The sequence below is a fragment of the Streptosporangium sp. 'caverna' genome (genome assembly GCF_003203775.1).
GTDB classification, from domain to species: domain Bacteria; phylum Actinomycetota; class Actinomycetes; order Streptosporangiales; family Streptosporangiaceae; genus Streptosporangium; species Streptosporangium subroseum.
In genome coordinates, this window is record NZ_CP029711.1 from 6,756,269 (window position 1) to 6,782,961 (window position 26,693).

The 26,693-nt window shown below is 68.1% G+C and carries 24 protein-coding genes; 8 read left to right on the top strand and 16 right to left on the bottom strand.

Annotation, left to right across the window (positions count from 1 at the left end; all coding sequences use genetic code 11):
- Window positions 1-32 precede the first annotated feature (32 nt).
- A protein-coding gene (locus DKM19_RS29570; protein WP_369986515.1) for an IS5 family transposase occupies window positions 33-907 on the top strand; the annotation gives its coding sequence in 2 pieces (ribosomal slippage) (window positions 33-377 and window positions 380-907; 873 coding nt in all).
- Window positions 908-947: 40 nt separating this feature from the next.
- On the opposite strand, the gene DKM19_RS29575 is transcribed toward DKM19_RS29570, so the two are convergent.
- A complete protein-coding gene (locus DKM19_RS29575) occupies window positions 948-1,331 on the bottom strand; it encodes a VOC family protein (protein ID WP_110698020.1) in 384 nt (127 codons plus the stop codon).
- 937 nt (window positions 1,332-2,268) lie between these two features.
- Between DKM19_RS29575 and DKM19_RS49875 the strand changes: the two genes are divergently transcribed.
- Window positions 2,269-4,329, top strand: coding sequence for a GTPase domain-containing protein (locus tag DKM19_RS49875; RefSeq protein WP_162641870.1), 2,061 nt, complete (start codon window positions 2,269-2,271; stop codon window positions 4,327-4,329).
- 216 nt (window positions 4,330-4,545) lie between these two features.
- Here the strand turns inward: DKM19_RS49875 and DKM19_RS29580 are convergent, their stop codons facing one another.
- The 3 genes from DKM19_RS29580 to DKM19_RS29590 form a co-directional block, all read right to left on the bottom strand.
- Window positions 4,546-5,178, bottom strand: a complete 633-nt coding sequence (locus DKM19_RS29580; RefSeq protein ID WP_110706086.1) for a hypothetical protein — start codon at window positions 5,176-5,178, stop codon at window positions 4,546-4,548.
- A gap of 36 nt (window positions 5,179-5,214) precedes the next feature.
- Window positions 5,215-6,006: an HAD-IIA family hydrolase gene (locus DKM19_RS29585; protein WP_110706087.1), complete on the bottom strand. Its 792-nt coding sequence runs from the start codon at window positions 6,004-6,006 to the stop codon at window positions 5,215-5,217.
- 231 nt (window positions 6,007-6,237) lie between these two features.
- A complete protein-coding gene (locus DKM19_RS29590) occupies window positions 6,238-7,137 on the bottom strand; it encodes a TIGR03619 family F420-dependent LLM class oxidoreductase (RefSeq protein ID WP_110700059.1) in 900 nt (299 codons plus the stop codon).
- A gap of 54 nt (window positions 7,138-7,191) precedes the next feature.
- Between DKM19_RS29590 and DKM19_RS29595 the strand changes: the two genes are divergently transcribed.
- On the top strand, window positions 7,192-8,112 hold the full coding sequence (locus DKM19_RS29595) for a phosphotransferase family protein (protein ID WP_110700061.1): 921 nt from the start codon (window positions 7,192-7,194) through the stop codon (window positions 8,110-8,112).
- Window positions 8,113-8,158: 46 nt separating this feature from the next.
- Window positions 8,159-8,437, top strand: coding sequence for a zf-TFIIB domain-containing protein (locus DKM19_RS29600; protein WP_110706088.1), 279 nt, complete (start codon window positions 8,159-8,161; stop codon window positions 8,435-8,437).
- Between the two features lie 147 nt (window positions 8,438-8,584).
- On the opposite strand, the gene DKM19_RS29605 is transcribed toward DKM19_RS29600, so the two are convergent.
- On the bottom strand, window positions 8,585-10,033 hold the full coding sequence (locus tag DKM19_RS29605) for a bifunctional phosphatase PAP2/diacylglycerol kinase family protein (protein ID WP_162641871.1): 1,449 nt from the start codon (window positions 10,031-10,033) through the stop codon (window positions 8,585-8,587).
- A gap of 223 nt (window positions 10,034-10,256) precedes the next feature.
- Window positions 10,257-10,403 (bottom strand): hypothetical protein, encoded by a 147-nt coding sequence (locus tag DKM19_RS29610; RefSeq protein ID WP_239513652.1) that lies wholly within the window; start codon window positions 10,401-10,403, stop codon window positions 10,257-10,259.
- Window positions 10,404-10,623: 220 nt separating this feature from the next.
- Here DKM19_RS29610 and DKM19_RS29615 point away from each other — a divergent pair, with 220 nt between their 5' ends.
- From DKM19_RS29615 to DKM19_RS29630, 4 genes are all read left to right on the top strand, one after another.
- Window positions 10,624-10,992, top strand: coding sequence for a nuclear transport factor 2 family protein (locus DKM19_RS29615; RefSeq protein ID WP_110700065.1), 369 nt, complete (start codon window positions 10,624-10,626; stop codon window positions 10,990-10,992).
- Between the two features lie 109 nt (window positions 10,993-11,101).
- Window positions 11,102-12,529: an MFS transporter gene (locus DKM19_RS29620; RefSeq protein WP_204358299.1), complete on the top strand. Its 1,428-nt coding sequence runs from the start codon at window positions 11,102-11,104 to the stop codon at window positions 12,527-12,529.
- 195 nt (window positions 12,530-12,724) lie between these two features.
- Window positions 12,725-13,273: a GNAT family N-acetyltransferase gene (locus tag DKM19_RS29625; protein WP_110700067.1), complete on the top strand. Its 549-nt coding sequence runs from the start codon at window positions 12,725-12,727 to the stop codon at window positions 13,271-13,273.
- Window positions 13,274-13,347: 74 nt separating this feature from the next.
- Window positions 13,348-13,935, top strand: coding sequence for a helix-turn-helix domain-containing protein (locus tag DKM19_RS29630; protein WP_110700068.1), 588 nt, complete (start codon window positions 13,348-13,350; stop codon window positions 13,933-13,935).
- Window positions 13,936-13,959: 24 nt separating this feature from the next.
- Here the strand turns inward: DKM19_RS29630 and DKM19_RS29635 are convergent, their stop codons facing one another.
- The 10 genes from DKM19_RS29635 to pyrH form a co-directional block, all read right to left on the bottom strand.
- The gene (locus DKM19_RS29635; protein ID WP_110700070.1) at window positions 13,960-14,739 is read right to left on the bottom strand and encodes a polyphosphate kinase 2 family protein; all 780 of its coding nucleotides are present in this window, start codon (window positions 14,737-14,739) and stop codon (window positions 13,960-13,962) included.
- A gap of 155 nt (window positions 14,740-14,894) precedes the next feature.
- On the bottom strand, window positions 14,895-16,916 hold the full coding sequence (locus DKM19_RS29640) for a CehA/McbA family metallohydrolase (protein ID WP_110700072.1): 2,022 nt from the start codon (window positions 16,914-16,916) through the stop codon (window positions 14,895-14,897).
- Between the two features lie 189 nt (window positions 16,917-17,105).
- Complete coding sequence (locus DKM19_RS29645) at window positions 17,106-17,723, bottom strand: ATP/GTP-binding protein (protein ID WP_110700074.1); 618 nt, start codon at window positions 17,721-17,723, stop codon at window positions 17,106-17,108.
- Window positions 17,704-18,090: a DUF742 domain-containing protein gene (locus DKM19_RS29650; protein ID WP_110700076.1), complete on the bottom strand. Its 387-nt coding sequence runs from the start codon at window positions 18,088-18,090 to the stop codon at window positions 17,704-17,706. The genes DKM19_RS29645 and DKM19_RS29650 overlap by 20 nt, the downstream gene beginning before the upstream one ends.
- Window positions 18,087-18,518: a roadblock/LC7 domain-containing protein gene (locus DKM19_RS29655; protein ID WP_110700078.1), complete on the bottom strand. Its 432-nt coding sequence runs from the start codon at window positions 18,516-18,518 to the stop codon at window positions 18,087-18,089. Before DKM19_RS29655 ends, DKM19_RS29650 begins: the two co-directional genes overlap by 4 nt.
- 96 nt (window positions 18,519-18,614) lie before the next feature.
- The gene (locus tag DKM19_RS29660; RefSeq protein ID WP_110706090.1) at window positions 18,615-21,125 is read right to left on the bottom strand and encodes a nitrate- and nitrite sensing domain-containing protein; all 2,511 of its coding nucleotides are present in this window, start codon (window positions 21,123-21,125) and stop codon (window positions 18,615-18,617) included.
- Window positions 21,126-21,344: 219 nt separating this feature from the next.
- Window positions 21,345-23,066, bottom strand: a complete 1,722-nt coding sequence (locus DKM19_RS29665) for a prenyltransferase/squalene oxidase repeat-containing protein (protein WP_239513653.1) — start codon at window positions 23,064-23,066, stop codon at window positions 21,345-21,347.
- Complete coding sequence (locus DKM19_RS29670; protein WP_110700080.1) at window positions 23,063-23,944, bottom strand: terpene synthase family protein; 882 nt, start codon at window positions 23,942-23,944, stop codon at window positions 23,063-23,065. Before DKM19_RS29670 ends, DKM19_RS29665 begins: the two co-directional genes overlap by 4 nt.
- Window positions 23,941-25,323 (bottom strand): cytochrome P450, encoded by a 1,383-nt coding sequence (locus DKM19_RS29675; protein WP_110700082.1) that lies wholly within the window; start codon window positions 25,321-25,323, stop codon window positions 23,941-23,943. The genes DKM19_RS29670 and DKM19_RS29675 overlap by 4 nt, the downstream gene beginning before the upstream one ends.
- A gap of 537 nt (window positions 25,324-25,860) precedes the next feature.
- Window positions 25,861-26,598 (bottom strand): UMP kinase, encoded by a 738-nt coding sequence (gene pyrH / locus DKM19_RS29680; RefSeq protein ID WP_110700084.1) that lies wholly within the window; start codon window positions 26,596-26,598, stop codon window positions 25,861-25,863.
- Window positions 26,599-26,693: the final 95 nt, after the last annotated feature.

A 26,693-nucleotide genomic window follows, 5' to 3' on the forward strand; every position in this document is an offset into this window, starting at 1 on the left:
AAGTAGATCTTGGACTGCAGTGATCTTGGTTTGTGGCACGTGGAGACCTGACGGACGCGCAGTGGGCCCGGCTCGAGCCGCTGTTGCCTAGGGGCAAGAAGCCGGGCCGGCCTCCGATATGGATCCGGCGGCAACTGATCGATGGCATACGGTGGCGAACCCGGACCGGGGCGCCGTGGCGGGATGTCCCAGGGCGCTACGGGCCCTGGGACAGGGTGTACGACCTGTTCCGCCGCTGGCAGCGGGACGGGACCTGGGCCCGCATCCTCACGCAACTCCAGGCCCAGGCTGATGCAAAGGGCCTGATCACCTGGGACATCAACGTCGACTCCACCGTCTGTCGAGCCCACCAACACGCCGCCGGGGCGCGTAAAAGGGGGACCTGCAGAAGGAACCGCCCGGCGGCGGCGCGACCGAACCGGACGACCATGGCCTCGGACGCTCACGAGGCGGCCTGACCACCAAGCTGCACCTGGCGGTCGAGCAGGGACAGAAGCCCATGTCGATCGTGATCACGGCCGGGCAGCGTGGCGACTCTCCGCAGTTCGAACCCGTCCTGAAGGCGATCTGTGTGCCCCGCATCGGACCGGGAAGGCCCCGCGTCCGGCCCGACCGCGTGCGCGCCGACAAGGCGTACGCCTCGCGGAAGAACCGGGCCTACCTGCGCAAACGCGGGATCCGCTGCACCATTCCTGACAAGGCCGATCACGTCCGAAACCGCAAGAGGCTCGGCTCCCGAGGCGGCCGTCCGCCGAAATTCGACAAGACCGACTACCGCCAGCGTCACGCAGTCGAGTGCGGCATCAACCGCCTCAAGAAGCACCGAGCCGTGGCCACGAGGTACGACAAACTCGCGGTCCGCTACGAGGCGACCGTTCGCATCGCGGCCATCGACGAGTGGCTGTGACCAGCAGCCATGCGAAACCGGCCAGGATGGCGCGTGAGCTTCAGGAACTCATCGCGGCTCGGTCGGACTCGCTGCGAAGAACACAGAATTCGTTACCTTCAGGATCAGCAAGGACTACCCAGCCAGAGCCATCAGGATTCCGGTGATCGGTGACAAAGGTGGCACCGAGGCCCAGCAGCCGTTCCACCTCCTGCTCACGCGAAGTCTCAGGGCACAAACACAGATGGATCCGGTTCTTGATCTTCTTAGACTCGGGCACCTGGTTGAAGTACAGCACTGGACCCTCCGCCAGCAGCACCTGAGTCTCCCGGTCACCCGGTTTGTCCTCCGGGTGCAGTGGACGGCCAGTCACCCTGCTCCAGAACCGGGCCAGCTCGTAGGCATCCGCACAGTCAATCGCCACGTTCTGCAATACCGAAACCATGCGCGTAAGCCTTCCTGACTTCCACTCCAGACGCCACCGAGTTGCGCTTAGCCTTCGCGCACACAGCTCAGGCGCATGGCAGCACTTTCGATACACGCCCTAGCGGCGGCGCTTCTCCCGGCCCCGTGCATCTCATCGCGGCCGTACGGATCCGCAAGCCAATCCGAGGACCGCTCAAAACCTTAAACACCGACAGACGTTTCCGGAACGGTCCAGCTTGATCTTAGATGCCCGTCGATTCCAACTCGGCCGGACCTCGCTCCAGTTCGACCTTAGCCGTTGTTCGTCCAGCCGGCGCTTTCTCTCGCCTGGCCACTGGAGACCAGCGCCTCGATCCCGCGGACCCGTCAGGCTCGCAACCGGCAATTGGCCGACATACTCGCGATGTGGAATCTGCCGTACCGTATTAGTACTCCAGCCGCACTTAGTGATCTCTGAGGCGTTGTCGCTGGTAGTGGCATCGGCCTGCTCGGCTTTGATGGCGTAGCCGCCACGTCGACCATTGGTGGACGTGGCGTTCATCGAGCGGTGGCCTGGTCAGTAGGCGAACAATCGACGGATCTTGTTGGCGGAGATCGCGATTGATCGGTATCGGCCTTCTTGTCCTTGCCCGAGGACCCTGTTTGCTCATCTTGGTCGGCCGTGTTGTGTGCTTCCAGGAGCATGGCGCGGTGACGGCCAGGAAGGCCCTATCCCCACAGACTCACATGCGCACGAACCTGCCCAGCCTCACGATCTGCAGTGGAGTACTAGGGGCTCTACTTCTGGATCATGTTCAACGATCTCCACTCAGCTCATGACCTGCGACATCAGGGTGAATTGGGTTCACTGATCGCAATTTAGCCGCAACCACAGCCAGGAACCCGCACCAGGATTCCGACGGATCGATTCTCCGCATCCAGTGACATCGCAATTGATTCGGTATATAAGTGACGACATGAGCGAATTAGAGAGCATGAGCGTAGAGCTTCGACACCTCCTCGACAGAGCCGAAAAATGGTTACATATGGGACTTGCGTTCGAACTCGATACGGGAGCAGGACAGATAGAGCAAACCGAGTACGTGGAGACAGCGCTAAGGGCCATCAGCGAGATGAAGGCACGTACGGCTTCTTCATTACTCAACGTTGCTTTTCTTGGAGGATTTTCTTCCGGAAAAAGCTTTCTTATCAGCGGGCTTCAAAAATGCCTGGAATACGCTCCGATACCGGAAGCCGGCGGGATGATTTCGGATCAATACATAGGTTTGCTGCACTCTGCGGCAAAAGCTTCAACAGCTTGCCCCGCAACAGTTGTCCCTGTCGAAGAAGACGGCGAGAAATTCTCACATAGAGGCTTCATGCAGGTGAGATTCGAAGGCGAAAGCAATTGGGAAGAGATCGGAAATTCGCCCAGCCCAGGAACCGTAGCAGCATATACCACCCAAGATCCAAGGGTTATCGCCGATTGGCGTCCCCCGCGGCATCGTCAACTCAGAGTCGCCGAAGTAGAGATCCTCCTGGGATCGGCGTGTTTACCTGCGAAACTCTACGATCTTCCCGGACACGGAGCACTGAACCCAGAACACGAGAGGATCGCGAACGCAGCTTGGGCCACAGCCGACTGCTTCGTTTACACGATCCAGGCCACACATACTCTTTCACCGGTCGACATGGAACTTATACGTCGCCTATATCATCACCATCTCGACTCCGGAAAGCCCGTCATATGGGTGATGAGTGGAATTGATCGAGCTGCCATGATGAACGTTTACAAAAAAGCCGAATGGAAGGATGCAATCGAAACAAACAACGCCTTCCTTCGCAATGAATTTCCGCTGAAGCCGGGCCAGGCCGACACGTTCATCGGTGTCGACGGATTCATTCCCGTCTCACCGGCATGGGAAGCGCTCAGCAGATGGCACGAGAAACAGGGTGAGCGCAATGCGAGTATCAGCCGGGAATCAATGAGTCGAATGGATAAATTACGGAAGGCACTGACCGACATTATTGAGGCCGGAGCCGGTCGCCAACATCTCACCTCGATGGCTCGAGAGACACGTACACATGTTCTACGACGCCATCAGGCGTTGACGACACTTCTCGCCTCGGCCCAGACACCACTGAACGAACTGTCTGATCGGAAGAATGATCTCAGCCGCAGACTGACTCAGCTTCGGGTCGCGATGGCTGTCGTCCGCACTCATCTGGAAACCTCCTTGGAGGGCCATGCCCGTCGGGTCGACCGCAGTTTTGAAGGACTCGAAGCCTACTTACACCACGAATTGGATGCCGAGATTCGCAGTGCGGACCTTACAAAAGAGAAGGAGGCAATTAAAATTGAGACACGCAAGGAGAAGTTATTGAGAGAATGGGCAAACGATCGAGGACCCCGCACGATATGGGAAGATGAATACAAGGATTTCATGAACAGCGCGTTGAGTTTAGTGCGTGAAACCATTAGCGAAACCAGCTCCCCCGAAGGGCTGGCTACGGCAACATCTAAAGTCGACCTTCAGCAACTCACAATCCCTCCTTCGCAAAGGTATCGGACAAGCGCGCAGGATTTAGTGCAGACGATCTCTGGGATTGTAGGAGTCTCGACACCGGTATTGACGGCTATCGCTACAGCAGCCGGTCTAGTCGGAAGCCCGGCCCTGATAGTATCCGGCGGAGTCGCCGTGTTAGCTGGCATTATGTACGGAACCATTCGTAGAAACAAGAGCAAGTCCACAGCCCTTGACCATCTCCGCAAGGAATGGATCGAGAATCTCGACAAGACAGCTGAGCATTACCGGGGAGCCTACGCATATGCGGTCGGCGGCCGTGGCACACTCATTATCGACCGTGTAGACGAACTCCTTTCCGAGCGCCGAGATGAATTATCGCGAGAGATTATCCTTATCGAGCATCGGCTTGCGGAACCGCAAAACGCTGATCGTAGTGATCTCGTGAGCCGGCTTGACCCGCACTGCCAGGCAGGAGAAAAGGTATTGGCTGCGTTGAAGGAGTTCATCTGAAGACGAAGGCCGCCTTCTCGTGGACACACGGCAACGGCTGAGTCTTATGGACGAATCACAGACCGTCTCATCAAAACCCACACGGGACTCATTCCCCGGTGAGCCACCAGGCAGACCTCGGTTGTCGACGGGACGCGCCAGGGAGTTCGGGCGCTTCAAGGCCGCGCCGGTGAAGACCACGCAACTGTCGGGGTCCCGCACGCCGGTTCGGGGCGGTCAGGTCCGGCGGTCCTCCATCTCCCAGAGATGGTCGACGACGTGCCAGACGATGCGCCGGGCGGCGTAGCGGGCGGGCCAGCCCCCGTCGACCACGGGGGCGCCGCTCGAAGGTTCGGCCAGCACCCCGGCGATCTCCGCCCGGATGGCCGCCAGCCCGGCGGCGTCGTGGAACGGCCTGTGCCGGACACCGATCTTGCGGGCGTAGGCGCGCTCGGCGTTGATCACGTGGGCGACCATCTTGTCCCGGTCCCTGCCGCCGCCGCGCGGGCCCTTGCGCAACTCCTCCGGCGAATCGGCCGTGGCCTCGTCGAAGAGCTGCCACGCCGCCCTGACCAGCGCGACGGTGCGCTCCGCCTCGTCCGCCCCCACCGGCCGCCCGTCCAGCTCGGGGATCGCCTCGATCGCCCCGAAGTCGGTCGTCGATCCCCCCTTGGCCCGTTCCTCGACCACCGGGTCACCCGGCTCGAACACCAGCCCGGCCCGCTCGGCGACCACCCGGTAGCGCGGTGCGTAGTCCACCAGCGCCTCCAGGGCGAGCTCCTCCGATTTGCCGATCCGGCACCATCCCGGCCACTCCACCGAGCAGGCGAAGACCTTCTTCGGACCGATCTCCAGATAAGTGCGTGTCATGTCCGGCAGCATTCCAGCAGTAGATGACAGCTGCCGTCAGGTACCGCTGTCGATCATCGGGATCAGGTCGGCGACCGAGTCGACCACCTGGGACGGGCGGAACGGGTAGCGGTCGATCTGATCCTTGCTCACGACGCCGCTGAGCACCAGGATCGTGTGCAGCCCGGCCTCCATGCCGGAGACGATGTCGGTGTCCATGCGATCACCGATCATGGCGGTGCTCTCGCTGTGGCCGTCGATGGCCCGCAGCGCGCTGCGCATCATCATCGGGTTGGGCTTGCCCACGAAGTAGGGCTCCACACCGGTCGCCTTGGTGATCATTGCCGCGACCGCGCCGCAGGCGGGCAGCGAGCCCTCGTTGGACGGGCCGACCGGGTCGGGGTTGGTGGCGATGAACCTGGCGCCGCCCTCGATCAGCCGGATGGCCCGGGTGATCTGGGTGAAGCTGTAGGTGCGGGTCTCGCCGAGCACCACGTAGTCGGGGGCGATGTCGGTGAGGATGTAGCCGCTCTCGTGCAGGGCGGTGGTCAGACCGGCCTCGCCGATGACGTAGGCCGAGCCGCCGGGCCGCTGGTCGTCCAGGAACTTCGCGGTGGCCAGGGCTGAGGTCCAGATCGACTCCTGCGGGATGTCGAGGCCGGCCGCGCGCAGCCGTACCGCCAGGTCACGCGGGGTGTAGATGGAGTTGTTGGTCAGGACCAGGAACCGCTTGCCGGACTCGCGCAGGCGGCGGATGAACTTGTCGGCGCCGGGCACCGGCTGTCCTTCGTGGACGAGAACCCCGTCCATGTCCGACAACCAGCACTCGATCGGCTTGCGTTCCGTCACCGTTCCCCCGTGTTCCAGTCCGAATAGGTACGGGACCAAGGATGACAGGTGCGAGGTGAACGGCACATCATCAGCTCGCACATCATCTGATTTCACCAGAAAACGGAACACGGTCATTCGCCCTGGGCCACGACAGGCTCCCGCCGGACGGGTGTCCGGCCGCACGGGTGTCCGGCCAGACGGTCGTGCAGCCAGACGGGTGTCCGGCTGCATGGGCGTCCGGGCGGTCGGTCAGGGTGCGAGCGCCTCCAGCGCCGCCTCGGCCCGGTACATCGACTCCTCGGGGTCGGCGTCGGGCGAGCCGATCTCCGGGTCGAAGTTGAGATCGTGGAAGACGTCCGTGACCCCCTTGGCCTCAAGCCGGGCGACATCCTGCCGGATCTCCTCGAACGAGCCGGTCAGTAGAGCGCGGCCGGGCAGGTCCGGCGGCCGGACCCGGGTGACGGCCCGGGTGATGAAGCGCAGCGCCTCGGGGTCGCGCCCGGCCTCCCGGGCCGCCTCCTTTACAATGTAGATTTTTTCGTCGATGCGGTCGAGGTTCTCGCTGCTCGCGCTGACCCAGCCGTCCGCCAGCCGTCCCGCGCGCCGCAGCGCCACCTCCGCGGATCCGCCCAGCAGGATCGGCGGCGCAACGGCCGGCTTGGGATCCTGGTGCACGGGCGGCAGCTGGTAGAACTCGCCCTGGTGCTCCACGGTCTCCTCCGACCAGAGCCGCCTCAGCACGTGGATGAACTCCTCCCCGCGCCGCCCCCGCCGCTCGAACGGCACCCCCGACGCGGCGAACTCCTCCCGCATCCAGCCCAGCCCGAGGCCGACGTCCAGCCGGCCCTCGGACAGCAACTGGAGGCTCGTCAACTGCTTGGCCAGCAGCGCCGGAGAGGCGAACGGCATGTTGAGCACCGCCACCCCGAGCCGGACACGGCTGGTCACCCCCGCGAGATAGGCCAGCGTGACCACCGGGTCGTGCACACTGCGGTAGACCGGGCCCATCGAGTGCCCCTGGGGGTACAGCAGGCGCTGGAAGGTCCACACCTCGTGGTATCCGAGCTCCTCGGCCCTGCGGGCAATTCGCATCATGTTGCCGGGCGTCGCCCATGATCCCGACACCGGTACCGCGAATCCGATCCTCATACCTTGCACTTTACGGCCCTACGGCACGGCCGTGATCAGTGGTTCACTTACCCGATGAGTCACAGCGACCCCCTGCTTGACGAGCTCCGCCGGATCGCCGTCCAGTACGGCGGAGCGCCCGCCGAGGTGCTGCCGACCCGCCCAGACGTGATCATTGTCCGGGCCGGGCCCGTCGTGGTGAAGGCGCACGCCCCCGGCGCCGAGCGAGAGCCACTGGTGGAGCGGATGCGCGCCACCGCCCACCCCTCGCTGCGCGGGATCGTGCTCGAACCGGTGACCGAGGAGGTCATGGTCGTCGGCGACCGGCTGGTCACCGTGTGGCCGGCCGGGACTCCGGTGAACCCCCTGAATCCGGATGCCGCCCCCTGGGAGGCCGCCGCTCGGCTGCTGGCGCGGCTGCACGCCGTACCGGCGGGGGCGCTGCTCCCGCTGCGGGCGGCGGGCGGCCCCGCGAAGGTGGCCTCGATGGTCGCCCGCCTGGACGGCGACTCCGCCGCCGAACTGGTCGTGCTCCGGGCGTTCACCTGCCTGCCCGACCTCGACGCGGAACCGGTCTGGGAGCCCTTCTCGGAATCGTTCTCCCTGGCCCACGGCGACTGGCACATGGGCCAGATGGTCCGCGCGCCCGACGAGTGGATTCTCATCGACGTCGACGACCTGGGCGTCGGCGACCCGGCCTGGGATCTGGCCAGGCCCGCCGCCTGGTTCGCGGCCGGACTGCTGGAGCCGGAGGTGTGGAACCGCTTCCTGGACGCCTACCGCGCCGAGGGCGGGTGCGCCGTACCGCGGGACGGCGATCCCTGGGAGCGGCTGAGCCTGCCGGCGCAGGCGACGACCGTGCAGCTCACGGCGGGACTGGTGGCCACCGCCAAGCGGGAGGGGCTTCCGCTGGGCGAGGCGGAGCAGACGATGATCGACGCCTGTCTGAGGATTATCCGGTTCCGAAGCGCCTGCCACAGCGTATCCACGCAGTAGGTTGTGGATACAGAAGCACCAGCCCCAGGACAAGGAGATCAGCCAGATGCAGTGCCCCAAGTGTCGGGGCGCCATGCGTACGTATGAGCGCAACGGCGTCCACATCGACCAGTGCGAAAGCTGTCGCGGAATCTTCCTGGACTACGGCGAGCTCGAGACCCTGACCCGCATGGAAGGCCAGTGGTCCCAGCAGCACCAGGCCGCTCCCCCGCCGCCTCCGCCGATGCACGGCGCTCCCGCCTGGGGTGCTCCGCAGCACGGCGGCCACTACGGCCATCGCCCGCGTCGTCAGCAGGGCTTGTTCGGGATGCTCTTCTCCTCCTGATCCAACCGGAGGACACACAAGACCGCGATCTCGTTACGAGATCGCGGTCTTCGCCGTCCCGGCGCCTTTCGGCGCCCCGGACCGCCGACGGCCGTTCGGCGGGACGCTCCGCCCGGGAGAGCCGAGCGCCCGTTCGCCGCGGCCGCGCTAGCCCTCGGGGCGGACCACCAGCAAGGACCGGGGGCGCTTGACGAACTCCACGTCGCCGGACACGGTGAACGTCTCGCCGTCGCATGCCACCCGCACCGCCCCCGAGGGCGAGGAGACCTTCAGGGTGTCGGCCTGCCACTGCTGGTAGTGCCTGGACAGGCCGACCCCGCCCAGCAGCACGCTGGCGAACGCGCGCAGCCGGGGCAGCCGGGAGGTGGCGGTCAGCACCCGGATGTCCAGCAGCCCGTCCTCCAGTCTCCGGCGCAGGCGCGGGGCGGCTCCGCGCGAGTCGTAGCGGCAGTTGCCGACGAACAGCGTCCAGATCCGGCGGGGGACCCCGTCGATGACCACCTCCTCGGGCTCGGCGGTGCGCAGCACGCGGCTCAGCGCCCACAGCAGCGCGGGCCACTTGCCGGCACGCTGCTCGATGGACTCGCGCCGGTCGACGACCTCCGGGTAGACGCCGAGACCGGCGCTGTTGAGGAAGACCCTGCCCGCCACCTCCCCCACGTCCACCGCGACCATCCCGCCGGAGCGGTAGGCGGTCATCGCGTCCTGGGTGTCGCGCAGGCCGAGGGCCCCGGCGAAGTGGCCGGGCACGGGCGCCGGGATGATCAGCAACGGTCTGCGGTGCTCCAGCGCGGCCCGCGCCCCGCGGCTGACCGTGCCGTCGTCCCCGGCGACGGCGAGCACCCGGGCGCGGGCGGCGGCCTCGCCCATGAACCCGCTCACGTCCTGCCCGTCCGCCCCGGGCACCTCGACCACCTCGGCCTTGGGCAGCGAGGCCCGCACCGTCTCGGCCGTGACCGGATCGCCGCCCGCCGCGGAGCCGATCACCGCCACCACGCCCTGTCCGTCGAGGTCGTGGCCTGGCATCGGCGGCGCGGTGACGACGCGCGGCGCCCCCGTCACGGCCTCCGGCCACAGACGCCGGGTGACCAGCCCGGTCGCCACCCCGATCCCCGCCCCCACGAGCACGTCGCCCGGATAGTGCACCCCGGTGTAGACCCGGGAGAAGCAGACCGCGGCCGCCAGGAGCGCGACGGGAGCGGCGACCACGAGGGGCGCCTCCATGGCCACGGCGGTGGCGAAGGCGGCGGCCGAGGCCGAGTGTCCCGAGGGGAACGACGCCGACACGGGCACCTTGACCCTCCGCGCCATCGGAAATCCGTCCAGCGACGGCCGGTTCCGGCCGAAGGCCTGCTTGCCGACCAGATTGACCAGCGGGCTGGCCAGGCTGACCGCGAGCAATCCCCTGGTCGCGGCACGGCGCAGCGGCCGGTGGCCGCTGACGGCCAGCGCCCCGGCGACCCCCGCCCACAGCAGCGAGTTGTCGGCCACGCGTGACAGCGCGGGCACGAAACGTTCGAGGCCGTGAAGCCTCGCGCCCGCCACCATGGCGAACAACCGCCGGTCCAGCCTGCCCAGCCGCGAGCTCAACCGCATGGCCGTCCCCTTTTCACATGACGAGTGATCGGACAAGAACTTGATTCTGCCGCGTACCCCGTTCCTCGGCGCACGCCCCCTTTGTTCTCCCCTCATCATCCAAGCAGAGGGGGCGTGCACGGAAACAGCGAGGACATGGATGAGCTGGGACTATCCGGTCCCCGTGGGATCCGGGCCGGGCTTCACCGCCTGCCGGGCTCGCCGCGGCGGGCCCGTCCCCGGGTTATCGGCGGCCGCGGAAGGTTCGACGCAGGTCGTCGACCCATTCGTCGGGGATTTCCCAGGGGATGAAGTGTCCGCCGTGGTCATGGGCGGTGATGTTGACGTGGTTGTACCAGGCGGCGCGGTCGCCGTTGAGGAAGTGTTCCACGCGCTGCCGGTCGGTGCTGAGGTCCTCGAGCGCATCGTCCCGGACACGGATCGGAGCCGTCTCCGCATCCGCCCGTACAGCATGCGCGAAACAGTACCTGCCGGACTACCTATCCAAATGCGATCATGGCCAGCCGAATTGCCTAAGAGTGACAGATTCCCCGTCCTGTGGATCTCCGTACGTTTGTGACCAGTAAGAACACATCACGGAGGAGTTCCCCATGAATCACGTCGACCAGCTTGTCGCCCGGTACATCGCCACCTGGAACGAGACCGACCCGGTCGCCCGCCGTGCGGCGATCGAGCAGATCTGGGCCGAGGACGGCGCCTACACCGACCCGATCGCGGTCGCCGAAGGCCTGGAGGCGATCGACGCCACGATCGCCGCCGTGCAGGGCCAGTTCCCCGGCTTCGTCTTCACTCTGGCCGGGCCGGTGGACGCCCACCACGACATCGCCCGCTTCACCTGGGAGCTGGGCCCGGCCGGCGGCGAGAGCCTCGTGGTCGGCTTCGACGTCGCGGTGCTCACCGAGGACGGCCGCATCAGCAGGGTGCACGGTTTCCTCGACAAGGTCCCCGCCCAGGCCTGACCCCCGGTGCGGCCCGCGGAACTCTCCGCGGGCCGCACCCCCACGCCGCGTCCCCTCACGCCGCGTCCCCCCACGCAGCATTCACCCGCACAGAAAGACACTCCAAACGATGACAACCCTCAGCATCCGGGAGCCGGTCGCCCCGGCCCCGGTGATGACGGCAGGAGGTCTGATCGTCCTCCTGGCGGGCACCTTCATCACCACTCTCGACTTCTTCATCGTCAACGTCGCGATCCCCGCCCTGCAGCACGACCTGCACGCGAGCCCGTCGGCGATCCAGCTCATCGTCGCCGGATTCGGGATCGCCCTGGCGGCGGGACTCGTCACCGGCGGACGGCTCGGTGACCTGTACGGCCGGCGGCGCCTCTTCGCCACCGGCCTGGTCGTGTTCACCCTCGCCTCGGCGGCCTGCGGCGTGGCGCCCAATGCGGCGTTCCTGGTCGGAGCGCGCGTCGTCCAGGGGATCGGCGCGGCGTTGCTGATGCCGCAGGTGCTCGCCATCATGAACACCGCCTACACCGGTGAACGCCGCGCGAAGGCGTTCAGCGCCTACGGCATGGCCCTCGGCCTGGGCGGTGTGTTCGGACAGCTCATCGGCGGTGTTCTGATCAAGCTTGACATCGCGGGGCTGGGCTGGCGCAGCATCTTCCTGATCAACGTCCCGATCGGTGCGGCCGCCCTGGCCCTCGTCCGGCGTTCGATCCCCGAGTCACGTGCCACCGGCGCCCGCCTCGACCTGCTCGGCACCGCGCTGGTCTCGCTCGGCCTGGTCGCCATCGTGCTGCCCCTCATCCAGGGTCCGCAGCAGGGCTGGCCGGAATGGACCTGGCTGTGCCTGGCCGCCTCCGCACCGCTCCTCGCCGCCTTTGTCCTCTATCAGCACCGGCTCACCGTGCGCGGCGGCTCACCACTGATCGATCTGAGCCTGTTCCGCCGGCGGGCGTTCTCGGCCGGGGTGGCCATCGGTCTGCTCTACTCCATGACAACGGCGTCGTTCTTCCTCATCCTGGCGCTCTATCTCCAGGACGGCCGCGGCCTTTCCGCCCTGGAGTCTGGCCTGGTCTTCCTGCCGCTGGGCATCGGCTACTTCGTCTCCTCGGCCTGGTCGGGCAGGGTCACCGCCCGGCTCGGCCGCCAGGTCGTCACCGTGGGCATCCTGGTGGCCGCCACCGGATACGCCGTCCTCGCCGCCGTCTCCGTCCTCGGCACCCCGCACACCACCGCCTGGGTCATCCCCGGCCTGTTCATCGCCGGGGCGGGGTTGGGGTTCGTGATGGCACCGCTCCCCGCCATCGTGCTGGCCGGAACCGCCCCCCAGCACGCCGCCTCCGCCTCCGGTGTCCTCAACACCTCCCAGCAGGCCGGCAACGCGATCGGTGTGGCCGTCATCGGGGCCGTCTTCTACAGCGCCCTCGGCGACCAACCCGGCCCCGGCCTCTACCCGCACGCCTTCGCCCTCGGCCTCAGCCTCCTGGTGGGACTCTGCGTCGTCGTGGCCGCCACCGTCCAGATCCTCCCGAGAACCACGACCGGCTGAGTCCGGCCCCGGCCGCCCCCGTCACGCGCGGACTGCCGAGCATCCCCCTCTTCGGCGATTCCCATATCTGGGATATGATCTCGAATGTGAGAATCGCCGAAGAGGGTCCGGTGACACCGCCGCAACCGGTGCGAGCCGGCGTCGCCTCGCGCTCCCCCGACCGCCCCTCTCCCCGCGCAGAGAAGGAACCTCGCGATGCACACCATTGCCCGCCTGTCCCCCGATGACTTCCGCGGCAGCGTGAAGAGCCTGGCCGACCTCCTCGTCGACGTCGTCACCGACGGGGCCTCCCTCGGTTTCCTCGCCCCCTTCGACCAGAAAGCGGCAGCGGCCTGGTGGCACGCCCGGCAACCGGCCGTGGACGACGGCAGCCTCACCGTCTGGGTCGCCCACGGACCCGGCGGCATCACCGGCACCGTCAGCCTCGTCCTGGAACGCAAGCCCAACGGCCGGCACCGCGCCGAGATCGTCAAGCTCATGGTTCACCGCGACGCCCGCGGCCAGGGGCTGGCCCGCGCGCTCCTCGCCACCGCCGAGCAGGCCGCCGCACGGGCCGGGACCACCCTCCTGCTCCTGGACACCGTGACCGGCACCGCCGCCGACCACCTCTACCGCGGCACAGGCTGGACGAGGTACGGCATCGTCCCCGGCTACGCGGCCGACCCGGGCGGCACCCTCGAAGACTGCAGCTTCTACTACAAGCGGCTCACCCTGTCCCCGTCCCAGGCCGACGGAGCAGCCTGACCGGACGCCCTTTTCCACCCGCCGTCGCGATGGCGGCCGGGCCGCCATTTCTTATCTGGGATAATCTCTCAAATATGGGAAAGCCCGAAATCCAGAATCCCGGCTCGGACCAGATGGAGGCCCGCCTGGCGGATCGGCTCTCGCGGTTGCGGGTGGATCACGGCTGGTCGCTGGAGGAGCTGGCGGGCCGCACCGGCGTGAGCCGTTCGACGTTGTCGCGGCTGGAGCGGATGGAGATCAGCCCTACGGCGGCGCTGCTCAACAGGTTGTGCGCGGCGTACGGGCGGACGATGTCGCAACTGCTCGCCGAGGTGGAGTCGGAGCCGCCCCAGGTGGTCCGGGCCGGCCGGCAGGCGGTGTGGCGGGACGAGACCTCGGGCTTCGTCCGGCGGTCGGTGTCCCCGCCCCACCCGGGGCTGCGCGGCGAGCTCGTCGAGGGCGTCCTGCGCCCCGGCGCCGACATCTCCTACGACAGGCCGCCCGTCCCGGGTCTGGAGCAGCACATCTGGGTCCTGGAGGGAATCCTGCAGGTCACCACGGGCGAGACCGTCCACGAGGTCCGCACGGGAGACTGCCTGCGGTTCCGGTTGTGGGACCGGTCGCGGTTCCACAACCCGGGCCTGGATCCGGCCCGGTACGCCTTGGTGATCGTCCTCCCCTGAGCTTCTCGCCGCGCCGAACGGACCCTAGTCGTCCCGTACCGGCGTGGACGGAGGGTCCAGTTTGTGCCCGCGAGCGGTGAGCTCGGCCTCGATCGCCGCGCACACCGTCTCCACGACCGTGACGCGGGCCAGCCGCTTGTCGTCCCCGGCGACCACGTGCCAGGGCCCCTGCGGGTGATCGGTCCGGGAGAGCATCTCCTCCACCGCGATTTCGTACTCCTTGCGCTTCTCGCGGTTGCGCCAGTCCTCGTCGGTGAGCTTCCAGGCCCGCAGCGGATCGTTCGCCCGGTCCCGGAAGCGTTTCAGCTGCTCCTTCTCCGAGACGTGCATCCAGAACTTGACCATGATCATGCCCTCGGCGGCCAGGGTCCGCTCGAACTCCACTATCTCGCCGTAGGCCCGGGACCACTGCTCCTTGGTGGCGAACCCCTCGACCCGCTCCACCAGCACCCGCCCGTACCAGGACCGGTCGAGCACCGCCATCCCTCCCCAGCCGGGCAGCACCGGCCAGAACCGCCACAGGAAGTGGTGGCGTTTCTCGTCGTAGGTCGGCGCCGCGAACTGGGCGACCCGCACATGGCGCGGGTCGAGCGGGCGCACCAGCCGCTTGATCGCCCCGCCCTTGCCCGAGGCGTCCCAGCCCTCGAACACCACGCACAGCGGCGGGCCGATGCGCTGCTCGCCGACCTGCCCGCCGAGGATGAGGCGCAGGCGCAGCAGGCGGTCCAGCGCCGCCTCGAGCCGCTCCGCGCCCTTTTTCTTGGACAGCTTCTGCGACAGATCAACCTGAGACAACCGTTTCATGCCGACAGCCTTGCATGCCGACGCGGAAGGATCGCGGCGACATGCGCCTTTTGACCACCCATCCACCCGGGCGACGCCCGTCCGCCCGTCCCGGCACGCCCGCGCGCCCACTCGCCCGAACGTCGCTCCGGGCGAGTGGGCGCGCGGGGCGGACCTCAGCCCAGGCGGGAGCGGTAGACCTCCCTGGCCCGCTCGATCAGGTCCAGATGGTCGCCGAGCTGCCCGGGGGTCTCGAACCTGCCCTCCTCGCGGAGCATCGTCTCCGTGTGGTCCAGCCATTCCAGGCACCAGCGGATGTCCTGCTCCCTGGCCACGTGGCGGCCGCCGACGTCGAGGTAGACAGGGCTGGTGTGCGCGTAGGCCCCGGTGCCGGTGAAGACGCGCTCGTGCGAACCGCCGACGGCCACGGCGACGACGTAGGTGGGATCGCCCACGACCAGCTCGGCGGTCAGCGCGCCGGGCGGTCCCTCCGCCAGGACACCGTCGGCGGTGCGGATCTCCAGCCGCTCCACCTCGGGGCCGACCGATCCGACGGTGATCGTGACCCGGTCGCCGGGCGAGACCTCCAGCGTGGAGCCGGGCCCGTGCCCGGCGACCAGGAGCTCCAGCCAGGGCCCGGTGGTGCCGAACGTACGGCCCCGCCTGACGGCCTCGGCGAACGACTCGGCGCTCAGCGGCCCGTCCACCTGGGCGTAGACCCGCTCCCAGCCGGGCGGGTTGGACTGGTTGCCGCGCCGGGCGAAGGAGACCATCGCGTCGGTCCCCGCGGTGACCGCGATCCGGTTGCCCGCGCCGATCAAATGCCGGTAGACGACGGCGGTCGTGCCGACCGCGGTCTGGCTGAGCACGTCGAGGGTGTCCACCAGGCCGAGCGCGGCGTCGGCGACGATCTCCCTGGAGGAGCAGTTGCGGTTCCGCCACGGCAGCACGCCCGGGCCGTCGGTTTCGGACATCGGGTTGTGGAAGGGGTGGCTGTAGCCCAGGATCGCGCCGAGACCGCGCAGTTCCTCGCAGGCCACGCTGTTGGGAGGCCAGTCCGCGGTTTTCAGGAAACCGGTGTGAAATCGCGAGGGCGGTGCCGAGACGCCGAAGGCGTAGAAGTGCCCGAGCAGGTCGTTGCGGTATTCGACGCCGATCCTGGCCAGGTGCGTGTCGTCGGACCACGGCAGGTCCTGCCCCGCCCAGTGCTCCAGCGCCTCGGAGTCGTAGACCCGCATCGAGGAGACGTTTCCCGCGACCAGGTTGAGCACGTGCAGGTCCTCGCCGTGCTGCATGGCCGCCGCGAGCTCGGGCGTGCCGACCATGTCGCCCGCCCAGTTGAGATGGACGTGCATGTCCCCTCCGTACCAGCCGCGCGCCGCCGCGTCGTAGAGCCGCCGCGGGGCGAGCGTCAGGAGGGTCTCCTCCCCCGCCGCCGGGGTGATCTCGACCTCGGCGGAGTCGTACTCCATCCCCCGCGACACCCGTACGGTCAGCGGCTCCGCGGGCACGTCCAGCACCAGGTCGTCACCGTGGAAGTAGGGCCGCAGGTGGTAGTCGCGCCTGGCCGGGGCGGCCTCGGGGTACCAGCCGTGCCCGTCCTCGCCGTACACGCTCCACTTGCACGGGATTCCGGCGCGCACCCGGAGCCGGGCGGCGGGGGCGGGGCGGGTCAGGGCCGCGAGGTCCACGCGCGCGCCGTCGGCGATCACCTCGCTCCCGCTGGTGATCGCGATGAGCCGGGCGCCGTGCGGGCCGATCTCGTGAGCCCTGCCGTCCACCAGCACGGTGACCGGCTCCTCGCGCGAGGAGTCGGCCAGCAGCGTCGTGCGCACGGGCTCGCCGTCGAGTACGGCCCGCGCCCGCGCCTCGATCGAGACGCCGTCGGCGGTGAGACGGAGCGCGGCGAGGTTGTCGAGAACCTTGCCCGCCAGGACGTTCCGTACGACCTCGTCCATGTCCAGCTCGGTGAGGTGCTGCCCGGTCTGCTCCGGGGGGATGCCCGGATAGCGCTTGGTGATCATACTGTCGCAGACGTCCCAGAACGTCGTCTCACGCATCAGGTAGGCGTTGGTGGCCATTGACTTGACGTATGAGATTGGATCCTCCCCCCAGGTGACCCCGTACTCGGCCAGCAGCGCCCGATACTCCCCGAGCGCCCGCGCCACGGCGGGAGGAACGGCCGGATCGTCACACATGTATTTCTCCCCATGTAGAGCCCCCATGATCACCGTCATCGTGACATGCCGAACACAGGTAGTTATGGGACCGCTTCATGCGATGTGGTGATTTACCACTACAGAGGAGAAGAAAAGTGATTCAGGGGCGGACAATATCCGCCCCTGAACCACCGTGAGGCTCCCGGAACCCGTGGAAACGGGGTCAGATCATCGGGCCGCGGTCCCCTCGGAGGTCGGCGTGCCGAGCCGCATTCTCATCGCGTGCTCCACGAGGGTGATGAGGACCTCCTTGCCCGACTCCCGCCGCCTGGCGTCGCACAGCACGATCGGGATGTCCGGGTGGAGGGTCAGCCCGAGCCGGACTTCGTCGAGGTCGTAGCGGCGAGCTCCGTCGAAGCAGTTGACCGCGACGATGAAGGGCGTCTCGCGCCGTTCGAAGTAGTCCAGGGAGGGGAAGCAGTCGGCCAGCCTTCGAGTGTCGGCGAGGACGACCGCGCCCAGGGCGCCCAGGGCCAGCTCGTCCCAGAGGAACCAGAAGCGCTCCTGCCCGGGGGTCCCGAACAGGTACAGCCGGTAGGCGTCGTCGATGGTGATCCGGCCGAAGTCCATGGCGACCGTGGTGGTCTGCTTGGTCTCCACCCCGGACAGGTCGTCGACCCCGATGCCCCGGTCGGTCAGGGTCTCCTCGGTGCGCAACGGCGTGATCTCGGAGACCGCGCCGACCAGGGTGGTCTTACCGGCCCCGAACCCGCCGGCGACCAGGATCTTGATCGCTCTGGGCAGCTTCACCCGCCCGGCGTCACGGCTAGAGCGCACGGAGTCCATCCAGCACCGCCCTGTACAGCCTCTCGTCGTGCATGTCCGTCTCCGAATGAGGTTCTTGCAAGGCGATGAATCCCTGGTCGAGCAGGTCGCTGAGCAGGACACGGATGGTGCCCGCGGGAAGGTTCATGTGCGCGGCGATCTCCGCGACCGACTGGGGTTGGTGGCAGTACCGCGCGATGGCGAGACATTCCGGATCCAGACCCGGCTCCTGCGGTGAGACGGAACGCACCGTCACCGCCAGGGTGATGAGGTCGAACCTGCCGCTGGTCGGTTCGGTCCTGCCCCGGGTGAGGACGTACGGCCGGACGATCGGCCCCGCCTCCTCACCGACCCACTGCGTGTCGTCGTTCTCGTCGAAGCGGCTCATCGTGGAGTGTCGCCCTTGAACGAGGATCCCGCCGCCCGGGTCGGCGAGGTGAGGTACTGGCCGACCCGGGTGACGAGCATGGCCATCTCGTACGCCACCAGGCCGACATCGGCCTCGGCCGTGCAGAGCACCGCCAGGCAGGCTCCCTGCCCGGCCGCGGTCACGATCAGATATGCCGACCGCATCTCGATGATGGTCTGGCGCACCGGCCCGCCCTCGACCCGGTCGCTGACCCCGCGGCCCAGGCTCTGGACCGCCGATCCGACGGCGGCCAGGTGCTCGGCGTCCGCCTGGGAGAACCCCGCCGACGTGGCCAGCAGCAGGCCGTCGGTGGAGAAGACGATTCCGTGCTGAGCTTCCTCCACTCGCCCGACCAGGTCGTCCAGCAACCAGGCCAGGTCGGTGAAAGATCCTGTTCCCTGCACCACTCGTTCTCCTCTTTCTGCCGACCGACGTTCGCTCGCCGGCCGCTCGCGGCTCATCGGCGCCAACCTGGCACGCGCGAATCAAGATCATAAATAGCGTCACACGGCTGGATCACCGTCGTTCACGGGATCGCCACCCCGATCGAGAAGTTGTGCCGCTTCGGAACGGCCGCGGCGCGTGCCGTCCTGGAAGGACGACATCGCGGCGCGGATCATGTCCGGCGAGCGTTCGTCGGTGTCGCCATCGGATTCGGGCGCCGGCGTGGAGCCGTCGTCCTGCAGCGGAGCGGCGAGGTGCGTCTGGGGAACGCGGCGCGGGAGGCCGCCCGGCGTATGGCTGGTGTCGGGCGGAGGCATGACGGGCGGCATCGGTGACCCGGCACCGCCGGAAGGGCCGGAAGAGCCGGGGGAAGCGTCGGAACCGCCGAAGACACCGGGACCGCCGGGGCTACCGCCGTCGCTGTGCACCCCGGACCCGGCGAGGGACTCGTAGTGGCTCACCGCCGGGTGCGTGGGCTCCCGCCGCTCGAGCGGCACCGCGTGCACGGGCTCGTCGATGGCCTTCTCCCTCCTGCCCGCGGGCATGGAATCGCCCGTGCCCCCCGGACCGACCGCCTCCCTGCCGGGCATCGCGGCGACGGGGAGCATCGCGCCGGTCATCGAGCCGCTGCCCGCCGTACGGGCCTGCGGGACATGCACGCCGGCGCCGACGACGCTCTCGGGCTCCTGCTCGGTGACCAGCGCCTGCGGGATCAGGACGATGACCGTCGTGCCACCGTACGGCGAGGCCTTGAACGTCACCCGGATCTCGTGCCGCTCGGCCAGGCGGCTGACCACGTACAGTCCCAGGCGGGCGTTGCCCGAGAGCTTGAGCTCCGGAGGGTTGGCGATCCGCTCGTTGGCCGAGGCGATGTTCTCCGCGCTCATGCCCAGGCCGCGATCCTCGATCTCCAGCGCGTATCCGTGGGCCACGGTGTGCCCGCTGACCTGGACCGTCGTGTAGGGCGGGGAGAAGGAGGCGGCGTTCTCGGCCAGTTCGGCGACCAGGTGGATGACGTCGCTGACGGCCCGGCCGTCCAGCGCCACCTGGCCGAGGGGCATCACGTCCACCCGGGTGTAGTCCTCGATCTCCGCCAGAGAGCCGCGGACCACGTCGATCATCGGGACCGCGTCCCGCCACGCGCGGCCCGGCGCCGCGCCGGACAGCACGAGGAGGTTCTCCGCGTAACGGCGCATGCGGGTCGCCAGGTGGTCGAGGCGGAACAGGTCCCGCAGTTCCTGCGGGTCGTTCTCCCGTCGCTCCATGACGTCCAGCACGCTCAGCTGGCGGTGGACCAGCGATTGGGTACGGCGTGCGAGGTTGCGCAGGATGTCGGCGATGTCGCGCCGCAGCTGGGCCTGTTCGGCCGCGACCTTGATGGCGGTCTGCTGCACGGCGTTGAACGCCTGGCCGACATGCCCGATCTGGTCGTCGCCGAACTGCAGCGGCGGCGCCTCGGCCTCGATGTCGACGTTCTCGCCCCGGCCGATCCGCTCCACCACGCTGGGCAGCCGCTCGTTGGCGAGTTCCCAGGCCGCGATCCGCAGTTTCTCCAGCTGCAGGACCAGTGCCCGCGTCGTGGTGATGGCCAGGACGATGGAGGCGATGACGGCCAGCAGGCCCAGGCCGCCGGCGAGCGAGAGCCGCACGATGACGCCGACCGTCACCGGGGTGGCCCGCTCGACGACTTCGTCGCCACCGGTCACGATCGTGTTCTGCAGTTCCGACAGCACGGGCTGGACGGCGGCGTTCCACTGTCCGGGGTCCACCAACCTGGTCAACTGCATCTCGGAGCCCTGAATCAGCCGGTTCTCCATGGTGTGCAGGCGGGTGAACGCCTGACCGCCCTCCAGTTTCCGGTAGGCGGCCTGTTGCGCCGGGGGCAGCTCGGCCATGGCCCGACCGGCGAGGAATCGCTGCGCGCCGACGGTCTGTGCGAACAGGACTCGCTCGGCCTCGGTGAGACGGCCCGTCAGCAGGGCACCCGCCACCATGGCGTCTTCCTGGGCGAGCAACTCGCGGGCCTGGCTCAGCTGGATGAGGGTGCGGGCGTCCTTGGCGATCGCCTCGTCGTCCAGCGTCGCCACCGAGGCGTAGACGTGGTAGAGGAGATCGACGGCGTCGGTGAACAGCGCGGCGGCCCGGGTTCGGTCCACCCGCCGCTCGTCGATGGCTCTGCGGCCGGCCTGGAGGCCGTCCAGCTTCTGGTTCATCTCACTGACGCGCCGTTTGAGGACCGAACTCGCCATCAGCTGCACGCTGCCGCCGCTCGCGAGCTCGCGGAAGCTCGCCATGGTCTTGTCGGTCCGCCCGCGCTGGACCTCCAGCGCCGCACGCTGCTGGCGGCCCGCACCGGGCTCGCCGAGGACGATCAGGCTGAGCCGCCGCTCCACCTGCAGCTCGACCAGGAGCTGCTCACTCGGCTGGACGATGCCCGAGTCGAGCGTGGCCACGCCGAGCATGTTCAGTCCATCACGCACCGTGACCCATGCCGTGAACGCCCAGAGCGCGGTAAGCGACACCAGTAGCGCCGTGACCTTGGTCCGCAATCGCCCGTTGCGCACGCGCATCGCATCCATCCCGGAGAAAGTGAAAAAAAATCACAGTGCGTTTCACGGCGATTAACTTATGTGAATCCATCAACGCCGCATCACACCGATCGGCATCCCGCGTCACACCCGGTGAACCCTAGCAACGTCATCAAATACACTCAAGCCGACATTGAACACATAAGTTCTCTTGCTCCTTTTCCGGACAATTTTTCCGAATTGAATTCCGGTGACCCTCCGTCACGGAGCGATGGCGACCCGACTCGGGGACGGTGACGGAACGCACACGGGAAGCGTGTCCCGCCTGGCGAGATGGAGGGCGCCCAGCACGGCCGCCCGCACGATCCCCGCCGGGAAGTAGAGGTCCTTGTCGTGCCAGAGCGGCCGCGGGTCGACGGGGTCGCCGCGATCGGTGACGGAGCCCAGAAGGTAGCGGTATCCGCGTTCCACGGCCTCCTCGCACCGCCCGTCACCCGCCTGCCCGCCGGCCAGCAGCAGGATCTGCAGCGCGTACGCGGTCTCCTCCGCCGTCCCCTCCCAGCGCCCCCAGGATCCGTCCTCGCGCTGGCTGCCGAGTACCCATCCCACGGCCCCGCGCACCGCGTCCGCGGACTCCTCGCCTCCGAAATCCTCCAGCGCGAGCGCGCAACACGCCGTCGCGTAGTACGGCGAGGCGTGCCAGCGGTCCAACCAGCTCCCGTCGGCCGCCTGCCGGCCGCACAACCAGGCGCTCAGCTTGCGCACCGCCGCCACGTAGCGGGGCTCGGCGCCCGTACCGCGGCGCAGATGCTCACCGAAGGCGTCCAGCACGTGCGCGTTGACGGTCGGGGAGGCGCCCTCCTCCCCGCGCCAGGTGCAGAAATGGGTGTCCGTCTCGTACGGCCACAACCCGACGGGTTCCAGGGGCGCCTCCAGCAGGACCAGCGTGTACAGCGCGACGGAGGTCGTGTCGGCGTCCGGCGGCAGTCCGGGGCCGGCCGCGACGCCCTCCGGGCCGAGCGCGCCGCTCAGACTCGCCGTCAGCTCGGGCGGCACCACCACGGGGACCCCGGCGCGCAGCAGCCAGCTCAGCGCCCAGCCCCGCTCGAACACCGTGATCGGCGTCGCGCACGGCACGGGACCGCCGGTCCTGTCCGCGATCTCCTCCAGGTATCGCAGCACGGGGTCCGCCGGATCGGAGGGTCCCTCCGCCCCGAGCCATGCCGCCCCCGCCGCGGGCGACGCCCCGATCGCGCCCATGGCGCCGATGTCGCCGAAGATCGCGGCGCTGATCGGAACCGGGCTGACATCGGCGGCTCGCACCGCGGCCTCACCCGCCACCTCCAGCGCGTGAAGCAGCTTCTGCGGTACGGTCCCGCCCGACGCCAGCCAGGCTCGGATGGCCGTCAGCTTCGCGCCGTCCATGCCCGCGGGTGCGCCCAGGCGCTCGCCGGCCGGACCCGTACGAGCGTTGATCATGGAGATCAGGGCCGGGACGATGAGCTCGATCGCGGGCATGTCCGGCAGGGGGAAGCGCTCGGCTCCTTCGCCGGACCAGCGCTCCAGCGCCCACAACCCCCGCCTCGTGGCCCCGGCGAGAACGCCGGGGTTCGGGACTCGGTGCTCCGCGTCGCCGCCTTGAGGGGAGCCGTCCGGATCCGTACCGTCATGGCCTGTACGCCGCAGTTCCGCCAGGAGAGCCTCGGTCGCGCTGAGGGTGGGGACGAGGGCGTAACCGCCGGGAGCGCCCCAGGTGCCGTCCGGCCTCTGGGTGTCCAGCAGGAACCGCACACGCCCGGCGTGGCCCGACAGCCACGGCGCCAGGCTCACCAGCCGGCCGGTCTCGTAGGCCGAGGCGGAGACCTGGCCCCACGGGTCGGCCACCAGTCCGGCGACGAGGTCGCGCGCCTCGGCGGGCACGTCGACGCGGGCGTCCGCCCGGCCCGGTCCCGTACCGGACACGAGGAGGTCGGACACGCTCACAGGGCGCCCCAGTAGTCGCCGACCTGGTAGAAGCCCGCGCAGAAGTCCATCTGACGCTCCAGATAGCCGGCCACCTCGGGATGGTCCTCCCGCAGCGGGACGATCAGTTCTCGGCTGACGGCCGCGAGCTCGGCGATGCGCTGCTCGACCTCGGGACGGGTGACGTCGAGCAGCAGGGCGTTGAGGTCGCCCCAGCTCAGGTCGCGCTCGTAGGTGGCCAGGTCGTTGAGGAGACGGATCACCCGCTGCACCGCCCTGCTCGCCTGGCGAATCCGGTCCAGGTCGGCGACCTGCGGCCCCGAGGTCCTGATCCAGTGCGAGGTGAAGGCGAAGGTGAAACCGAGGTTGTCGGCGTTGCCGAGATACTCCTCGAACGAGGGTCGTCTCTCCTCGCTCTTCCAGTGCCACTCGCGCAGCATGGCCTCCAGCATGAATCGCAGTTCCTCGCGCCAGACGGATCCGAGTACGGGGAAGGCGGGCGAGGCGGCGAGCTCGTCGCGGATGTCGGCGAGCATGCGGGTGAGGTCGTCGCCGGAGACCGGCGGGGCGCCCTCGGACGTGGCCACGCACCGGCGGGCGATGTCCTCGGCCTCCGCGGGCGACGTGGCGACGTAGTCGACGAGCCAGTCCAGGCCGAACGCCCACAGGCAGACCTTGTTCGCCATCCGCAGCTGCTTGGCGTCGAACCAGGGCCCGCTGAACGCCATGGCCAGCGAGAGCGTGCTGTAAAGGGCGGCGTCGAACGGCTTCGCGGAGAACAGCCCGGGATACTCTCCCGCCCACCCGCGCATGTCCCGCTGGGACTGGCCGGCCACGGCGCAGATCGCCCCGGCCTCGATGACGGCCGAACGGCTATCGGGATCAACAGAGCCGATCATCGGGCCACACCCCCGGCGCGCTCGACGCGGACGAGGCCCAGCTCGATCTTCTGCCGGGAACGCAGCGAGGCGGCCGGAGCCTGGGTGAACGGTCCGGAGGTGCGGAGCACCGGCCGGAAGCGGCTGAGGAACGCCGCGACCACGAGTGACGCCACGAGGTGGAACAGATGCTGGCCGAGACACTGGTGGGGGCCACCGCCGAAGGGGAAGTAGCCGTATCTGTGCCGGCGCTCCCGGTTCTCGGGCGCGAACCGCTCGGGGTCGAACTCCAGCGGGCGATCCCAGAACTCCCCCAGCCGGTGCGTGGCGTAGGGGCTGATCAGTATCTGGGAACCCGCCTTGATCTGTACTCCGCCGAGTTCCGCGGACTCCATGGCCATCCGCGGGGAGATCCAGCCCGCCGGATACAGCCGCAGCAGTTCCTGAAGAACCATGCGGGTGTATCGCAGCTCGGGAACATGCGCCGGTACGGCCGGGCCCGCGCCGACCACGCGGCCGACCTCGTCCTGGAGCCTGGCCGCCACCTCCGGATGTGCGTCCAGCAGCGGCCACAGCCAGCTCAGGGTCGAGGCGGTGGACTCCGCCGCCGCACCGTAGACGCTGACCAGGTCGTCACGGATCAGCCGGTCGCCGATCTCGCCCGCGTCCTGTTCCCGGGTCCTGCAGAGCGCGGAGACGACCTCGAAGCCCTCTCCGGGATCGGCCCGCTCCTTCCGTATCACCGGCAACACCACGTCGTCGACCGTCTCGACGGCCTTCAGGAAGGCCCGGTCACCGGGTATCCGAACGGAATAGGGCATGAACGGCATGAGCAGCCGGAAGTTGACCGAGATGGAGGCCGTGTCGTAGGCGGAGGCGAGACGCTCGCCGTCCTCGTGGGTGATCCTGTCTCCGAAGAGCACCCTGACGATGGCCCGGTTGACGATCACCTTCATCTCGTCGGCGGCGTCCACGGATCGGTCCGTCCGGGCGTATTCGTCCAGTTCCTCGACGCGCGCGGCGATCGTCCTCGCCATCTCCTCACCGAGCGCGGCGACGTATCGCTCGGTGAACAGAGGCTGCAGCGCCTTCCTGCTGCCCTCCCAGCCCTCGTCCTCGCTGAGAACACCGGCGCCGAGAAGCCGCCGCAGCGGTCGCCAGAACATGCCCTCGCGTCTGTAGTTCGTCCAACCGCCCCGCAACACCTGCTGAACGTGGTCGGGATGCGTCACCAGATAGGGGCGGACCGGTCCCAGGCTCAGACGGACGACCTCTCCCCCGGCCTGCCTGCCGAATTCTGCGAGCGCGTTCGCCGGATCCCTCGCGAGACGCGGTAAGGCGCGATGGACGGGGACGGTTCTCGTCCGCCGGGACATGCGGGCACCGGCATCGATCGACATTGCTGTGCTCTCCCACCTCGCGCGGCGCGAACCCACGCGGCGTGACGGCCGTCCGTGGCGGAGCTCACGGACGGTACGGCGCCATCCGGGGACGGGCCACCTCGTTGTGGCCGCGTTCCCACGCGGAAAAGGCCGGGACCGGTTGGCCGGCGATCCCTGGGGAACCCTTCCGCGCCTCGCCATGCGCCTTCTCACACACTGCGCATCTAAAGGGTGATTTACTGCAATAATTCCTAATCCTTCTGGCGAAGTATCACATGATCGTCTATGGACGATCAACCTCCCAGTCGTCCAAGATTTCTATCTAAACTCGGATCAACAATCCTATTTAGTTATAATTGACTATGTACATTTCTCCGATTCACCGTGACGGTCAAGTCGATTACGGATCGTGACAATCGCCTATGTCGTCACCGCCACCTCGACGCCCCGGACGCCCCGACTCGATGCCCCGGGCGTCCCGGGCGCATCAACGGCCTCGGGCGGCCCGGCGTCGGGCACGGGGAGGGCGACACCGGATTCGAACCTCCCGAGCCGTCAGCCGTAGACGGCCCGCTCCACTTCCCTGTGGATGACGGTGCCGTGGTGCTCGCCCTTGCAGATCGCCGCCATGAGACCCGGCTGCTCGATGTCGAAGACGTGCAGCGGCACGCCGTGGTCCCGCGCCAGGATGAAGGCCGACTGGTCCATCACTCCGAGCCGGTTGTCGAGGACCTCGTCGTAGGTCAGCATCTCGAACCGGCGCGCGCCGGGATTGACCCCGGGATCGCTGTCGTACACTCCGTCGACGCCGTGCTTGGCGACGAGCAGCCCGTCCGCGTCGAGCTCCAGCGCGCGCTGGACGCTCGGGTAGTCGGTCGTGAGAAACGGCTGACCGATGCCGCAGGCAAGAATGAGCATCGCGCCCTTTTCCAGATGGTGTACGGCGCGCAGTCGTATAAACGGTTCGGCCACCCTGTCAATGGGAATGGCGGTCATCACCCGCACGTCCCGCTCTCCCAGGGCATTGAGTTTGCCTCGCAGGAGAAGGCTGTTGATTACGGTCGCCATCATGCCGATATTGTCGGCCTCGATCCTGTCGATTCCCCATGAGTCCGACCTGCTTCCACGAAATACATTTCCACCGCCGACGACGATGGCGATCTCCACGCCGAGCTTGCGCACCTCGATGACCTCGGTCGCCAGGTGCTGCAGGGCCGCCGCACTGAACCCGTAATCGTCTTCTCCGGCGATCGCCCGCCCGCTGAGCTTGATGACGATCCTCTTGTATTTCATGCCTGCTCCCTGCCCTTGAGAAGCGTTGCCGACCGGCTCTCACAAGGATAATGGGTCATATCGGACTTCCCTTGGAGGCCTCAACCCACCGGGTA